Source organism: Streptomyces sp. NPDC007905, from assembly GCF_042959345.1.
Taxonomy (GTDB): Bacteria; Actinomycetota; Actinomycetes; order Streptomycetales; family Streptomycetaceae; genus Streptomyces.
The window spans coordinates 56,561-71,546 of record NZ_JBIBKS010000016.1 but is presented as its reverse complement, the minus strand read 5'-3'; the positions used below and the strand labels follow the sequence as shown (position 1 = coordinate 71,546).

Sequence of the window (14,986 nt, the reverse complement as noted above, 5' to 3'; positions counted from 1 at the left end):
TTTGTCACCCGTTTCCGGCCCCGGAGCGAACCCGCTTCGTGACCCGGCCGACCGACGGCTCCCGCGCATCGCGGGGCCGTCGGGTCTGGTCATCTTCGGCGTCACGGGCGACCTGTCCCGCAAGAAGCTGATGCCCGCGGTGTACGACCTCGCCAACCGGGGTCTGCTGCCGCCGGGCTTCTCACTGGTGGGCTTCGCCCGCCGCGAGTGGGCGCACGAGGACTTCGCGCAGGAGGTCCACGACGCCGTCAAGGCGCACGCCCGTACGCCGTTCCGTGAGGAGGTCTGGCAGCAGCTCATCCAGGGGATGCGCTTCGTCCAGGGCACCTTCGACGACGACGACGCGTTCGAGCGGCTGCGCTCCACCATCGAGGAACTGGACAAGGCACAGGGCACGGGCGGCAACTTCGCCTTCTACCTCTCGGTGCCGCCGCGCTCGTTCCCCGTCGTCATCCAGCAGCTGAAGAAGCACGGCCTGGCCGACCAGACCGGCGGCTCCTGGCGGCGCGCGGTCATCGAGAAGCCCTTCGGCCACGACCTGAAGTCGGCCGAGGAGCTGAACAAGGTCGTGCACGAGGTGTTCGAGCCGGAGCAGGTGTTCCGGATCGACCACTACCTCGGCAAGGAGACCGTCCAGAACATACTGGCGCTGCGCTTCGCCAACACGATGTTCGAGCCGATCTGGAACCGGTCCTTCGTGGACCACGTGCAGATCACCATGGCCGAGGACATCGGCATCGGCGGCCGCGCGGGCTACTACGACGGCATCGGCGCCGCCCGTGACGTCATCCAGAACCACCTGCTGCAGCTGCTCGCGCTGACCGCGATGGAGGAGCCCGCCTCCTTCGACGCGGACGCGCTGGCCGCGGAGAAGACCAAGGTGCTCGGCGCCGTCCGGCTGCCGAAGGACCTGGGCCGCAGCACGGTCCGCGGGCAGTACGCGGCGGGCTGGCAGGGCGGCGAGAAGGTCATCGGCTACCTCGAAGAGGACGGCATCGACGCGAAGTCGAAGACCGACACGTACGCGGCCGTCAAGCTGGAGATCGACAACCGCCGCTGGGCGGGCGTCCCCTTCTACCTGCGCACCGGCAAGCGGCTGGGCCGCCGCGTCACCGAGATCGCGGTCGTCTTCCAGCGGGCCCCGCACTCCCCCTTCGACCACACGGCGACGGAGGAGCTGGGCTCGAACGCGGTCGTCATCCGCGTCCAGCCGGACGAGGGCATCACGGTCCGCTTCGGCTCCAAGGTGCCGGGCACCTCGATGGAGATCCGGGACGTGTCCATGGACTTCGCCTACGGCGAGTCCTTCACGGAGTCCAGCCCGGAGGCCTACGAGCGCCTGATCCTGGACGTGCTGCTGGGCGACGCCAACCTCTTCCCGCGCACGGAGGAGGTCGAGCTGTCCTGGGAGATCCTCGACCCGATCGAGCAGTACTGGGACAAGCACGGCAGGCCCGCGCAGTATCCGTCGGGCACCTGGGGGCCGGCCGAGGCGGACGAGATGCTCGCACGAGACGGACGGAGCTGGCGCCGGCCATGAAAATAGACCTGACCGGCACCACCGCCGGCGAGATCAACAAGGCGCTCGTGCGGGGCCGCCGCGCCATCGGCACCCCCGCCGTCGGCATGGTCCTGACCCTCGTCATCGTCACCGACGAGGAGAACGCCTACGACGCCCTGAAGGCCTCCAACGACGCCTCGCGCGAGCACCCCTCGCGCACGCTCGTGGTCATCAAGCGCGTCTCCCGCTCCCCGCGCGACCGCACGTCCTCGCGGCTGGACGCCGAGGTGCGGGTGGGCGCGGACGCGGGCACCGGCGAGACGGTGGTGCTCCGGCTGTACGGCGAGGTGTCCGACCATGCCGACTCGGTCGTGCTGCCGCTGCTGCTGCCGGACGCCCCGGTCGTGGTCTGGTGGCCGGTGAACGCCCCGCTGGACCCGGCCAAGGACCCGCTGGGCGCGCTCGCCCAGCGCCGGGTCACCGACACCTACGCCGCCGAGCAGCCGGTACGGGAGCTGTCCGCCCGCGCCGAGACCTACACGCCCGGCGACACCGACCTGTCCTGGACCCGGATCACGCCGTGGCGCTCGATGCTGGCGGCGGCCCTGGACCAGGTGGTCTGCGAGGTGCGCGCCGTCGAGGTGGAGGGCGAGGAGTTCAACCCGAGCTGCGAGCTGCTGGCGATGTGGCTCGCGGACCGGCTGGACGTCCCCGTCAAGCGCTCGCTGTCCTCGGGCCCCGGTCTGACGGCCGTGCGCATGGACACCAGCAGCGGTCCGATCGTCCTGGACCGCGCCGACGGTTCGCTGGCCACCCTGGCCATCGACGGCCAGCCGGCCCGCGCGGTGGCGCTGAAGCGGCGGGACACCGCCGAGCTGATCGCGGAGGAGCTGCGCCGGCTGGACCCGGACGACACGTACGCGTCGGCGCTGCGCTACGGCGTGGAGCGGCTGAACACCGTCCCGCAGCCCGCGTCCGGGGAGCCGGTCGCGGTGCCGGAGCCGGTGGAGGAGGCCGCCAAGGCACCTGCCAAGAAGGCGGCCGCCAAGAAGGCCCCGGCGAAGAAGGCGGCGGCGAAGTGAGCACTCCACAGCTGGTCGTGCACCGCGACAAGGACGTGATGGCGCAGGCCGCCGCGGCCCGCCTGATCACGAAGATCGTGGACGCGCAGGCCTCCCGGGGCCAGGCGTCCGTGGTCCTCACGGGCGGCCGCAACGGCAACGGGGTGCTGGCCGCGCTGGCGGCGGCACCCGCCCGGGACGCCATCGACTGGAGCCGCCTGGACCTGTGGTGGGGCGACGAGCGCTACCTCCCCGAGGGCGACCCGGAGCGCAACGTCACGCAGGCCCGCGAGGTCCTGCTGGACGCCGTGCCGCTGGACCCGGCGCGCGTGCACGCCATGCCCGCCTCGGACGGTCCGTACGGTGCGGACGTGGACGCGGCGGCGGAAGCCTACGCGCAGGAACTGGCGAAGGCGGCCGGCCCGGAGAACCACGCCGCGGTTCCCTCCTTCGACGTCCTGATGCTGGGCGTGGGCCCGGACACCCATGTGGCCTCGCTCTTCCCGGAGTCGCCGGCCGTACGGGAGACCGAGCGCATGGTGGTCGGCGTTCACGGCGCCCCCAAGCCGCCGCCGACCCGGATCACCCTCACCCTCCCGGCGATCCGCGCGGCCCGCGAGGTCTGGCTCCTCGCGGCCGGCGAGGACAAGGCGCAGGCCGCGGCGATCGCCCTGTCGGGCGCGGGCGAGATCCAGGCCCCGGCGGCGGGCGCATACGGCCGGCAGCGCACCCTGTGGCTGCTGGACTCGGCCGCGGCTTCCCAACTGCCGCGCTCGCTGTATCCGCCGGCTTCACCCTGAGCGCGTGAGGCTCCGAGGGCGGCAGAGGACGACTCCTCTGCCGCCCTCGTCGTCTTCCTGACCCTCCCTCAGCCGAGCTCTTCACATTTTCTGCATCAGATGCTCATGTACCCACCATCTTTTGTGTAGGCTCCTGGAGCTCCATTCGCACCATTGAGGGGGGACCTCATGCGTATACGCTTCGCGCTGGCCGCTACCGCCGCGGCCGGAACGCTCGCCGTCGTCGTCGCGGCTCCGGCCCAGGCCACCGAGTACTCCTCCGCCCTGAAGATCAAGGGCGTCCAGTACGACGCTCCGGGGCGGGACTCGAACAACTGCCGTACCGGCAACAGCAAGAGCGAGTACCTGACGATCAAGAACTACTCGCGCAGCACGACGGTGAACCTCAGGGGCTACGTCGTCAAGGACGCCACTGGCAACGAGTTCGTCTTCTCCGCCAACCACTACCTCCAGCCCGGTGACTACGTGAAGCTGCGCGGAGGCCACGGCACCGACTCGGACGCGAACAACGTGGTGTACCGCCAGAACTGCAACTTCATCTGGAACAACGACAAGGACACCATCCACCTGTACAAGCCGTCCGGTGCCCACGCGGACAGCCACGCCTACACCAAGTCCCGCGACGACCGGGACGGCAACGGATACATCACCTTCCACGGCTGACGCCGCGCCGTCCCGGGAGGATGACCGTGATGTCGTACAAGAGTCCGCGGCGACCGGGCGGCACCCGGCCGTCACACCGGCGCGGGCGGGTGTGGGCCGCCTGTGTCGCCCTGGTGGCCGCCGGCGCGGTCGGCTGCGGCCAGTCCGGGCACGACGACGCGGCCGGAGCGCCGACACCGTCGCCCCGGCCCACCGCGACCATGACCGTCACCGCGACGGCCACCGTGACCGTCCGGCCGAAACCGGCGCCGACGGTGACCAGGACCAGGACCGTCCGCACACCCGGGCCGACCGTCACCGTCACCAGGGCCGCCGCGGGCACCCTGCGCAGTGACGACAGCGGTACCGGCAGCGGCACCTGCTCCATCGTCTCCAACGCGGGCAACTGCTACCAGGCAGGCCAGTTCTGCCGGAACAGCGACCACGGCGCGCTGACCACCACCGCGAGCGGTGCGCGGATCAGGTGCGCCTACAGCGCGAACGCCTGGCGCTGGACCTACGCGTGACCGGAGGCGGCCGTCACCTCGGCCGCCTCCGTACGGTTCGCCGCGGGCGGGTCCCGGTCACTTGACCGAGCCCGCCATCACGCCCTGCACGAAGTGCCGCTGGAAGGCGAAGAACACCACCACCGGCACGATCAGGGACAGGAACGCGCCCGGCGCCAGGACGTCGATGTTGCTGCCGAACTGGCGGACCTGGGACTGGAGTTCCACGGTCAGCGGCTGGGAGGAGCTGTCGGCGAAGAGCAGGGCGACCAGCATGTCGTTCCAGACCCACAGGAACTGGAAGATGGCCAGGCTGGCGATGGCCGGGCGGCCCACCGGCAGGACCAGGCGGGTGAAGATGCGCCACTCGCTGCCGCCGTCCATCCGCGCCGCCTCCAGCATCTCCTTCGGTATCTCCGCGAAGTAGTTCCGCAGCAGGAACACGGCGAAGGGGAGGCCGTACGCGACGTGGAAGAGGACGACTCCCGGGATCGTGCCGAACAGGCCCAGCTGGCCGAAGAGTTTGGCCACCGGCAGCAGGCCGATCTGCACCGGCACCACCAGCAGGGCCACCACCAGCAGGAAGAGCGGTTCACGGGCGGGGAAGTCCAGCCAGGCGAAGGCGTATCCGGCGAGGGCCGCGATGACCACGACGAGCGTCGTGGCCGGCACCGAGATCAGGACCGTGTTCCAGAAGGCCTGCGTCATCCCGGCGTTCTTCAGCAGGGCCGAGTAGTTGTCGAAGGACAGCTGGCCGGGACTGGCCAGGGCCGTCCACCAGCCGCCCTTGGCGGTGTCCTGGGCCGACCGCAGCGAGGACACGAAGAGGCCTGCAAGCGGGGTGAGCCAGACCAGGCCGATCACCACGAGGAACGCCTGGACCAGGCCGCTGCCCAGGCCGCGCCTGACCGCGTTCATCGCTGACTCCTTCGGAAACGGCGGACGTTGAAGACCATCGCGGGGACCACCAGCAGCAGGAGCAGCACGCCGAGGGCGCTGCCGAGGCCCTGGTTGTTGCCGCCGCCGAAGGACACCAGCCACATCTGGGTCGCGAGGACGGTGGCGTCCTCCTGCACCGGTCCCGGCGCGATGATGTAGACGAGGTCGAAGACCTTCATCACGTTGATCACGAGGGTCACGAACACCACGGTCAGCACGGGGGCGAGCAGCGGGACCGTGATCCTGCGGAAGATCTGCCACTCGTTCGCGCCGTCCATCCGCGCGGCTTCCAGCGTGTCCCGTGGCAGGGTCGAGAGCCCCGCGCCGATCAGCACCATCGCGAAGCCCGTCCAGATCCACAGGTACGCTCCGATGATCGCCGGAGTGACGAGCGTCGGGCCGAGCCAGGAGACTCCCTGGTAGGGCGGAGCGAAGTTCGAGGCGGGCAGCTTCACCGTGTACGCGCCGTCGTGCAGTCCGGGGAAGCGGAAGGAGCCGTCGGAGGCGGAGGTGGTGCTCGCGACCGTCTTCCCGTCGCGCAGCGCCTCGATCCTCATGCCGGGCAGGCCGCTCTCCTTCGGGTCGACCCTGCCCTGCTTGCCTCCCCCGCCGGGCGTGAAGTCGAGGTAGACGACGCCGCGCAGTTCACCGGCGGCGGCCTTCCGTTCAGCGGCCGGGTAGGCGGGCGAGGCGCCCTTCGGCAGGTCCTTGGGCAGTACGCCCACCAGACCGAGCGCCGTCGTGTGCCCCGGCGACACGTTCGCGGTCGTGAGGTACGAGCCGTCGCGGGCCGCTTCCAGCCCGTGCCCGATCCGCGCCCGTGCCATCGGGTAGGAAGAGGTCCCCTCGAAGGCGTCGTGGACGGAGACCACGGCCGCGTTGAGGACGCCCTTGGCGGGGTCCTCGTCGTAGGCGAGCCGGAAGATGATCCCCGCGGCGAGGAAGGACACCGCCATCGGCATGAACAGCAGCAGCTTGAAGGCGGTGGCCCAGCGGACCTTCTCCACCAGGACGGCCAGGATCAGACCGAGCCCGGTCAGCAGGGCCGGGGCCACGACCACCCAGATCGTCGTGTTGCGGATGGCCTTCATGGTCGCCGGGTCGCGGAACATCTCGGTGTAGTTGTCGCCGCCCACGAACCGGGTGCCGGAGGCGTCGAAGAAGCTGCGGCCGACGGAGAACAGCACCGGGTAGACGACGAGCGCGCCGAGCAGGAGCAGGGCGGGGAAGACGAAGAGCAGGGCGACGGTCCGGGCGCGCCGCCGGCCGCGGCGCCCCCGCGCCGCGCCGGCGGCCCGGGGGCCCGCCTCCTTGTGTACCAGCGTGGTGGCGGTCATGTGTCCGGCTCAGTCCTGGTAGGCCTTGGCCGCCGCGGCCTCGAGCTTCGCCGCGGTGCCCTTGGGGTCGGAGGGGTTGCGCAGGAAGTCCTGGAGCAGCTTCCACTCGCCCGTGCCCTTGGTGCCGCCGAAGGCCGCCGGCGCCTGGTCGGACATGTCGAAGCGGACCGAATCCCCAGCGGAAATGAGGGACTTGGCGGTGGCCCGGGTGACGTCGTCACTGTAGGACGCGAGGCCGAGCTTCTTGTTCGGGGACAGGAAGCCGCCCGCCTTGGCCCAGACGGCCGCCGCCTCCGGAGTGGCCAGGTACTCCAGGAGCTTCATGCCGGCCTTGGCGTTCTTGCCGTCCTTGAGGACCACGGCCGCGTCGCCTCCGCTGACCACCGGAGCCGTGCCGCCGCCGACCGCGGGGAACGGGAAGAAGTTCGCGTCCTTGCCGATGGCCTTGCCGAACTGGTCGTGGGCGACCCCGGCGACGAAGTCGCCCTCGTAGACCATGCCGGCCTCGGGCTTGGGTCCGAACACCTTCTCCACCGAGCCCGGGAAGTCGGTGTTCAGGGCCTCCTTCTGGCCGCCCGCGATCAGCTGCTTGTCCTTGAACAGCTTGCCGAGCGTGGTGAGCGCCTGGGTCACGCTCGCATCCGTCCACTTCAGCTTGTGGGCGGCGAGGGCGTCGTACTTCGCGGGTCCTGCCTGGGAGAGGTAGATGTTCTCGAACCAGTCGGTGAGGGTCCAGCCGTCCTGCCCGGCGACCGCGAAGGCGGCGAGCCCGGAGTCGGAGACGGTGTGCCCGGCCTTGAGCATCTCGTCGTAGGTCTTCGGCGGCTTGACGCCGGCCTGGGCGAGGGCGTCGGGGCTGTACCAGACGGTCGACTTGTGGGCGGCCTTGAAGTAGAGGCCGTAGAGGGTGCCGTCGACGCTGCCGTACTTCTTCCAGACGGGCGCGTATCCGGCGTCCACGGACTTCTCGGTGGTGGCGGACAGCGGCTTGAGCCAGCCCTTCTTCGCGAACTGCTGGAGCACGCCGACCTGCGGGACCATCACCACGTCGGGCGCGTTGCCGCCCTCGATCTTGCTGCCGACGACGGTGGAGACGTTGTCGCCGGTGGAGACGAACTGCGTCTTGGCGCCGGTCTTCGCGCTGAACGCGTCGAGCACCTTCTGGAAGTTCTTCTGCTCGCTGCCGGACCAGACACCGGCCACGGTGACGGTCTGGCCGCCCAGCGCCTTGTCGCCGCCGCCGGCGGCGACCGGGCCGCCACCGCCGCAGGCGGTCGCGCCGAGGGCCAGGGCCAGGGCGGTGCAGCTCGTGAGCAGGGTCGTACGTCGTCGCATCATCGTTGATGTCCCTTCAGGGGGATGGGAGGTGACGGGTTTGACGGAGGGGAGGATCAGAGGTCGCTCAGCCACCAGGCGGCCGTCGAGCCCGGCAGCATCCCGGCCGGGCAGGGACCGCTGGACAGCAGGGGGATGCCGGAGGCCGGCGCGGGCGTGGGGGACGTACCGAAGTTGACGGCGCAGACGAGACCGTCGCCGCGAGCGAAGGCGAGGACGCCCGGCGGGGCGTCCAGCCAGCGCAGCGTGCCCTCCCCCAGCTGGGGCAGGGAGCGCCGCAGTTGCAGGCCGTCGCGGTACAGGTGCCAGAAGGAGCGGGTGTCGGCGAGGGCACGGTCGGTGGCGTACTCGGCGAAGTAGTCGGGCTGCGGGAGCCAGGGTTTGGCGCTCTCGACGCCGGAGGTGAAGCCGAACGGAGATGCCTGCCCGGACCACGGCAGCGGCACCCGGCAGCCGTCCCGGATGCGGGCGCGGCTTCCGGTGCGGCGGAAGATCGGGTCGGTGAGCACGTCGTCGGGCAGGTCCACGACCTCGGGCAGGCCCAGTTCCTCGCCCTGGTAGATGTACGCGGCGCCGGGCAGCGCCAGCATCAGCAGCGCGGCGGCGCGGGCGCGGGCGGCGCCGAGGCCGCTGCCCTCGGTGGCGGGTTCGCCGTAGCGGGTGACGGTGCGCACCTGATCGTGGTTGTTGAGGACCCAGGTGACCGTCGAGCCCGTGCCGGCTATGTCCTGCATGGCCTCGGAGATGACCTTGCGGAAGGAGTCGGCGTCCCAGGGGGCGCTGAGCAGGTCGAAGAAGAAGGCCTGGTGGAGTTCGTCCGGGCGGACGTACTGGGCGTGTTCGCGGGCCGTGGGGACGGACACCTCGCCGACCAGCAGGCGCTCGCGACCGTCCCAGGCGCCGTACTCCTCGCACAGGGAGCGCCAGTGGCGCCACACCTCGTGCACCTCGGGCTGGTTCCAGGCGAGCGGGTTGACCGAGTCGCGGGTGCGGGCGTCGGCCTCCGGGTCGTCCGAGTCGGGCAGTTCGGGGTGCTTGTACAGGCCGGCGGCCACGTCGATGCGGAAGCCGTCCACGCCGCGGTCCAGCCAGAAGCGCAGGACGCGGTCGAACTCGGCGGACACCTCGGGCTCGCGCCAGTTCCAGTCGGGCTGTTCGGGCGTGAACATGTGCAGGTACCACTGGCCGGGGCGGCCGTCCGCCTCGGTGATCCGGGTCCAGGCCGGGCCGCCGAACATGGCGTGCCAGTTGTTGGGCGGCTCGCTGCCGTCGGGGCCGCGGCCGTCGGCGAAGTGGAAGCGGGCGCGGGCCGGGCTGCCGGGTTCGGCGGCGAGGGCCTCGCGGAACCACGGGTGCTCGCTGGAGCAGTGGTTGGGGACGATGTCCAGCAGCACCCTGATCCCGAGCCGGCGGGCGGCCGCCATCAGCAGGTCGAACTCGGCGAGGTCGCCGAAGACCGGGTCGACGCCGCAGTAGTCGGCGACGTCGTAGCCGTGGTCGTGCTGGGGCGAGGGGTAGAAGGGGCTCAGCCAGATCCCGTCGACGCCGAGCTTCTTCAGGTACGGAAGTCCGGCGCGGACCCCGGCCAGATCGCCGATGCCGTCACCGGTGCTGTCCAGGAAGCTGCGGACGTACACCTGGTAGATCACCGCATCGCGCCACCAGTGGTGCCTGTTCAACCCATTGACCTGTCTCTGTGAAGGGCAGCAGTTATGCATGCATGTTAGGTAGGCGTGTCGCGAGGGTGTCAATGAAAAGAACAGAAGCTACTGCCGGGTTGGGTTGGCAATTACGGACTTATCTACTCATCACGAGCCGAGATGAGATGTCCGCGTTACCTAACAAGTAACTAGAGAATCGGCTATCGCCGGGCGACGGCGTCGAGTTCCCGCGCCAGTCGCCGTACCGCTGCCGCGGGCGTCTCGTGCCCGGTCAGCGCGTCGTGCACGACCGCCTGCACCACCAGACTCACCTGGTCGTAGTGCGGGCTCTTGGGGCGCGGCGCGGCCGTGCGGACGGCGGCGCGCAGGGTCGGCAGGTAGGGGAACCGCCGCACCAGCGTGGGATCGTCGTAGAGCGCGGCGCGTACGGGCGGCAGCGCGCCCCGCGTGAGCACCTGGCGCTGCACGCTCTCGCTGGTGAGGTAGGCGATCAGGCGGGCGGCCGAATCGGGATGCCGGGCATGGGTGTTGACGGCCAGGTTGGAGCCGCCCAGGACGCTCTTGCCCGGCCCGTCGGGCCCCGGCAGCTGCACGGCGCCGATCTTCCCGGCGACCTGGGAGCCCGGGGCCGAGGCCACGGCGTAGGCATAGGGCCAGTTGCGCAGGAAGAGCAGCCGGCCGTCCTGGAAGGCCTGCTTGGACTCCTCCTCCTTGTACGTCAGCGCCGCCTTCGGGATCCAGCCCTCGCGCAGGCCCCGGGCGAGGAAGCCGATGCCCTCGCGGGCGGCGTCCGAGTCGACGGTGACGCGGGTGCCCTCGTCACCGAGGATCGTGCCGCCCGCCGAGTACACGGCCTCGGCCGCGTTGACGGTGAGGCCCTCGTAGGGCAGCAGCTGGCCCGCGTATCCGTCCAGGCCGTACCGGGGCGCGATGGTCTTCGCGTCGTGCTCCAGCTCGGCCCAGGTGCGCGGCGGCGGCACGCCCTCCTTGGCGAGGACGTCCTTGCGGTACAGCAGCAATCCGGCGTTGGTGACGTACGGCACGGCGTACAGCCGTCCGTCGTACCTGGCCGTGTCCACGACCGCGGGCAGGAAGCTCTTCAGCGGAAAGCGCTCCGGGGGCAGCGGACGGATCCAGCCGGCCGCCGCGAACTCCGAGGTCCAGGTGACGTCGATGTTGAGGACGTCGAACCGGCCCCGGTCGCCACCGCGCAGGTCGGTGATCATCTGCGCGTGAGTCTCGTCGGCCGAGTCCGGCAGCTCGACGAGGGTGACCTTCTCGGCGGGATGCGTGCGGTTCCAGCCCTGCAGGAGCGGGCCGAGGTAGCCGGTGAGGTCGCCGGCGGTGGCGAGAGTGAGCGGCCCGCGGCCGCCCGTGCCCGCCTCCTCCGCGTGGACGCCGGAGGCCATGTACCCGGTCAGGACCACCACAAGGACGAGGAGCCCCCTACCGGCGGCGCGCATCCACCGCATAGGTTCCTCCCTGGAACACGTACACCCGGCCACGGGCACCCTTGCCCGGGGTCAGAGGCCATGTATACCTGTTAGGCATGGGCGATAATAGGGCCTGGAGCACATTGAGCAGACAGGAGGACAGCACGAGTGCGTCTGCCCCTCCTGGCACTCCTCGCGCGCGGTCCGGCCCACGGCTACGAGCTGAAGCAGGACCTTGAGCAACTGCTGGGCTCCGCGTACCCTCAGCCGAACGTCGGCCAGATCTACGTCACCCTCGGCCGCCTCGAGAAGTCGGGACTGATCGAGGGCGAGGACGTCGAGCAGTCCAGCCGGCCCAACAAGAAGGTCTACCACCTCACCGACGCCGGGCGCGAGGCGCTGCACGCCTGGTTCGAGGAGACCGAGGACGAGCCGCGGGTCCGGGACGAGTTCTTCATGAAGCTCGTACTCGCCCCGCAGGCCGGTCTCGCCGAACAGATCGCCCTCATCAACAAGCAACGGCGCCAGTACCTCAACACCATGCGCAATCTGTCGAAGCTGGCCGCGGCCGAAAACCGGGACAACCGAATCGCCCATCTGCTGATCGAGGGCGCGATGCTGCACCTGCAGGCCGACCTGGACTGGCTGGAGCGGTGCCAGGAGGAACTGGAGGAGCTGGAGTGAGTGACGGCCACCCTCCTGTGCACGGCCATCCCGCTGTGCTGCGGGCCGCGGGCCTGGTGAAGACCCACCACGGCGAGGGCGCGCCCGCGCATGCCGTGCGCGGGGTCGACCTGAGCGTGGCGAGGGGCGAGTTCGTGGCGATCACCGGGCCCTCCGGAGCCGGCAAGTCCACACTGCTGCACCTGCTCGGCGGCCTGCAGCGGCCGGACGAGGGCAGCCTCTGGCTCGACGGCCGGTGCACGGACTCCTTCAGCGAGGCGCGCTGGGCGGTGGAGCGCAGGAAGGCCATCGGGATCGTCTTCCAGTTCTTCAACCTGGTGTCGAACCTGTCGGTCGCCGACAACGTCGAGCTGCCCGCGCTGCTCGCGGGCGTCGCGCCGAAGAAGGCCCGGGCCGAGCGCGAGGAGCTGCTCGCCGAGCTGGGCCTTGAGGGCAAGGAGCGCAGCATGCCGGGCGAGCTGTCCGGGGGCGAGCAGCAGCGGGTCGCGCTGGCCCGCGCCCTGGTCAACCATCCGCCGCTGCTACTGGCGGACGAGCCCGCCGGCAGCCTGGACAGCAAGGGCACCCGCGAGGTGATGCGGCTGCTGTCCCGCTTCCACGGGCGCGGCCAGACCATCGTGCTGGTCACCCACGACGCCCGGCTGGCCAGCGCCGCCGACCGGGTCATCAGCTTCTTCGACGGCCGCATAGCCGACGACGCCGCCCTGGACGGCACGCCGTCCCGCAGGAGCGGCGCCTCCGGCGTGCTGGAGCTGAGGGACTGATCCGGGTGTACGACCGTCCGACGACCGGGGGCTGAGCCCGTGCGAGCCACCCTCCGCTGGGCCCACTCCGATCTGCGCACGCACCGGGGCGAGGCGCTGTTCATCACGCTCGCCACCGCCGGCATCGTCGCCTCGCTGCTGCTGGCCGCCGCCCTCTTCGGCTACGCCACCAACCCCTGGCAGCGGACCTTCGCCCAGGGACACGGCGCACACGTGTGGATCCGCACGGCCGGGTCCGCCGACGCCCGAAAACTCGCCCGGCTGGACGGCGTCGAGTCCGTCGCCGGCCCGTACCGGACGGAGTCCACCACCGTGGCCTCCCGCGGCACCCGCGCCGCCGTGGAGCTGCGCGGCACCCCGCACCTGCCCTCCGTCGGCCGCCCGCTGCTCACCGCGGGCCACTGGCTGGACCCGGCCGAGCCGGACGGCGTGGTCCTGGAGAGCCGCCTGGCCCGGTCCCTGCTGGCCGAGCCCGGTGACGCCCTCAGCCTGCCCGGCACCGCCCGCACCCTGACCGTCGAGGGCATCGCCGACAGCGCGGAACCCGGCTACAGCCCGGGCGCACAGCCAGGGCTCGTGTGGGCGCTGCCGTCCGCCGTGCGCGCCCCCGCCGGCCAGGTGACCGGGCTGCGCCTGAAGGACCCGGGCGACACGGACTACGCGGTGCAGCGCGCCGTGACCGTGCTGGGCGCGGGCGCGGTCGGCGAGGTCTCCACCTGGCAGCAGGCGCGGGCCGAGGCACAGGGCGAGAACCGGCTCCTCGGGCAGGTGCTCGCCCTGTTCGGGCTCGGCGCCCTGGCCGCCGCGGGCTTCGCCGTGCACGGGGCGATCGGCACCCGCATCCGGGGCCATCTGCGGGACATCTCGGTACTGAAGGCCATCGGCTTCACGCCCGGCCAGGTCGTGCGGATCTTCCTGCTCCAGCACCTGGCGTACGCGGTGCTGGGCGCGGTGACCGCGGCCGCGCTCACCGAGGGTCTGGGCAACCGGATCCCGGGGCGGCTCGGTGACGCGATGGGTGTGTGGCAGGGGCTGCCGGGGCACACCGTGGCGCTGTCCGCCGTGCCTGTCGGTGCGGTGCTGTTCATCGGCCTGACGACGGGACTCGCGGCCTGGCGGGCGGGCCGGGTGCCTCCGGTGCCGGTGCCGCGCCCGTCGGCTCCGGGGGGCGGCCGTCTCACCGGCCTCGCCCGCGGCGCCCTGGGGCTGCGGCTGCCGGCCGCGCTGGTCCTGGGCTGCCACAAGGCGTTCGCGGGCCGCGGCCGCTCGCTGGCCGGCGTGGCCCGGCTGACGCTGCCGCTGCTGCTGATGGTGGTGGCGCTCAGCGCGTGGACCACCCTCGACCAGTTTCACAGCGACCCCGAGCGCGTGGGGCTGCCGGCGGCGCTCTCGGTCCGCTCGGACGGCGGCATGAGCGACGCGGACGTACGGGCCCTGCTGGCGAAGGACCCCCGGGTCGGCGCCGCCTATCCGGGCGTCGAGGTGGTCGCGCTGGTCCCCGGCCAGACCGGGACGATCGCGCTGCGCGGCCTCGGCACGCGCACCCAGCCCTACCCGTACGCCCTCGCCGAGGGCCGGGCCGCGCACGAGCCGGACGAGGCGGTGGCCGGTCAGGGCCTGCTCGACCTGCTGCACGTACGGGTCGGCGACTGGGTGCGGATGACCGTGGGCGAGCAGCCGCAGATCCTGCACATCGTGGGCCGCAGCATCGAGCCGCAGAACGCCGGCCGGGTCGTCACGACCTCCCTGGACACCCTGCGCGAGAACGACCCGCACCTGTCACCGGCCTTCTACCAGCTCCGCCTGCGCCCGGGCGCCGACCCGCGGCGGGTCGCGTCCGCCCTGGTCAGGACCGGCCGCGGACATCTGGACGTGCACGCCGTGACCAACCCGGCCGACGGGCTGTCCCCGCTGCGCGGGGTCGTCACCGGGCTGATCGCCGTGCTCGCCCTCATCGGGCTCGTCGAGCTGCTCACCGCGATCGGCGGCAGCGTCCGGGAGGGCGAGCGGGACGTGCTGGCGCTCAGGGCGATCGGCATGTCCCCGCGGCAGATCACCGCGATCACCGTCACGGCGACGACCTGTACCGCCCTGGCCGCGGCGGTTGCCGGTACGGCGCTGGGGCTGCCGCTGGCGCACCGGCTGATCGACGCCCAGGGCAGTTCCAGCGGCATCGGCGCGGGCATCGCCCAGTCGCCCTCGCCCGGCCTGCTGCTCCTGCTGGGCGCGGGCGCCGTGCTGGGGGCCGCCGGCCTCGCCGCCCTGCCGGCGGCCCGGGCGGCGCGCCGACGGCTGGCGGACACGCTGAGCGCGGTGGCCTGAG

The 14,986-nt window shown here is 71.6% G+C and carries 13 protein-coding genes; 8 read left to right on the top strand and 5 right to left on the bottom strand.

Features of this window, described 5'->3' with window-relative positions:
- Position 1: 1 nt before the first annotated feature.
- The 5 genes from zwf (at position 2) to ACFZDC_RS26900 (ending at position 4,531) form a co-directional block, all read left to right on the top strand.
- Complete coding sequence (gene zwf / locus ACFZDC_RS26920) at positions 2-1,540, top strand: glucose-6-phosphate dehydrogenase (protein WP_391327858.1); 1,539 nt, start codon at positions 2-4, stop codon at positions 1,538-1,540.
- Positions 1,537-2,583 (top strand): glucose-6-phosphate dehydrogenase assembly protein OpcA, encoded by a 1,047-nt coding sequence (gene opcA / locus ACFZDC_RS26915; protein ID WP_391327856.1) that lies wholly within the window; start codon positions 1,537-1,539, stop codon positions 2,581-2,583. Before zwf ends, opcA begins: the two co-directional genes overlap by 4 nt.
- Positions 2,580-3,362 (top strand): 6-phosphogluconolactonase, encoded by a 783-nt coding sequence (gene pgl, locus ACFZDC_RS26910; protein WP_391327854.1) that lies wholly within the window; start codon positions 2,580-2,582, stop codon positions 3,360-3,362. The genes opcA and pgl overlap by 4 nt, the downstream gene beginning before the upstream one ends.
- Before the next feature lie 168 nt (positions 3,363-3,530).
- Positions 3,531-4,025 (top strand): lamin tail domain-containing protein, encoded by a 495-nt coding sequence (locus ACFZDC_RS26905; protein ID WP_391327853.1) that lies wholly within the window; start codon positions 3,531-3,533, stop codon positions 4,023-4,025.
- A 29-nt stretch (positions 4,026-4,054) separates the two neighbouring features.
- Positions 4,055-4,531 (top strand): hypothetical protein, encoded by a 477-nt coding sequence (locus ACFZDC_RS26900; protein WP_391327851.1) that lies wholly within the window; start codon positions 4,055-4,057, stop codon positions 4,529-4,531.
- A 57-nt stretch (positions 4,532-4,588) separates the two neighbouring features.
- On the opposite strand, the gene ACFZDC_RS26895 is transcribed toward ACFZDC_RS26900, so the two are convergent.
- From ACFZDC_RS26895 to ACFZDC_RS26875, 5 genes are all read right to left on the bottom strand, one after another.
- The gene (locus ACFZDC_RS26895; RefSeq protein ID WP_391327849.1) at positions 4,589-5,428 is read right to left on the bottom strand and encodes an ABC transporter permease subunit; all 840 of its coding nucleotides are present in this window, start codon (positions 5,426-5,428) and stop codon (positions 4,589-4,591) included.
- Entirely contained in the window at positions 5,425-6,786 is a 1,362-nt protein-coding gene (locus tag ACFZDC_RS26890; RefSeq protein ID WP_391327847.1) for an ABC transporter permease subunit, read from the bottom strand. Before ACFZDC_RS26890 ends, ACFZDC_RS26895 begins: the two co-directional genes overlap by 4 nt.
- A gap of 9 nt (positions 6,787-6,795) precedes the next feature.
- Complete coding sequence (locus ACFZDC_RS26885) at positions 6,796-8,124, bottom strand: extracellular solute-binding protein (protein WP_391327845.1); 1,329 nt, start codon at positions 8,122-8,124, stop codon at positions 6,796-6,798.
- A 53-nt stretch (positions 8,125-8,177) separates the two neighbouring features.
- Positions 8,178-9,839, bottom strand: coding sequence for an alpha-amylase family glycosyl hydrolase (locus ACFZDC_RS26880; protein WP_391327844.1), 1,662 nt, complete (start codon positions 9,837-9,839; stop codon positions 8,178-8,180).
- Positions 9,840-9,982: 143 nt separating this feature from the next.
- Positions 9,983-11,254 carry an extracellular solute-binding protein gene (locus ACFZDC_RS26875; RefSeq protein WP_391327842.1) on the bottom strand — a complete coding sequence of 424 codons (1,272 nt, stop codon included), beginning with the start codon at positions 11,252-11,254 and terminating at the stop codon, positions 9,983-9,985.
- A gap of 129 nt (positions 11,255-11,383) precedes the next feature.
- Between ACFZDC_RS26875 and ACFZDC_RS26870 the strand changes: the two genes are divergently transcribed.
- The 3 genes from ACFZDC_RS26870 to ACFZDC_RS26860 are packed head-to-tail and all read left to right on the top strand — an operon-like array spanning position 11,384 to position 14,985.
- Positions 11,384-11,899: a helix-turn-helix transcriptional regulator gene (locus ACFZDC_RS26870; protein WP_391327840.1), complete on the top strand. Its 516-nt coding sequence runs from the start codon at positions 11,384-11,386 to the stop codon at positions 11,897-11,899.
- Positions 11,896-12,663, top strand: coding sequence for an ATP-binding cassette domain-containing protein (locus ACFZDC_RS26865; protein ID WP_391327838.1), 768 nt, complete (start codon positions 11,896-11,898; stop codon positions 12,661-12,663). Before ACFZDC_RS26870 ends, ACFZDC_RS26865 begins: the two co-directional genes overlap by 4 nt.
- A gap of 39 nt (positions 12,664-12,702) precedes the next feature.
- Entirely contained in the window at positions 12,703-14,985 is a 2,283-nt protein-coding gene (locus ACFZDC_RS26860; RefSeq protein ID WP_391327836.1) for an FtsX-like permease family protein, read from the top strand.
- Position 14,986 lies beyond the last annotated feature (1 nt).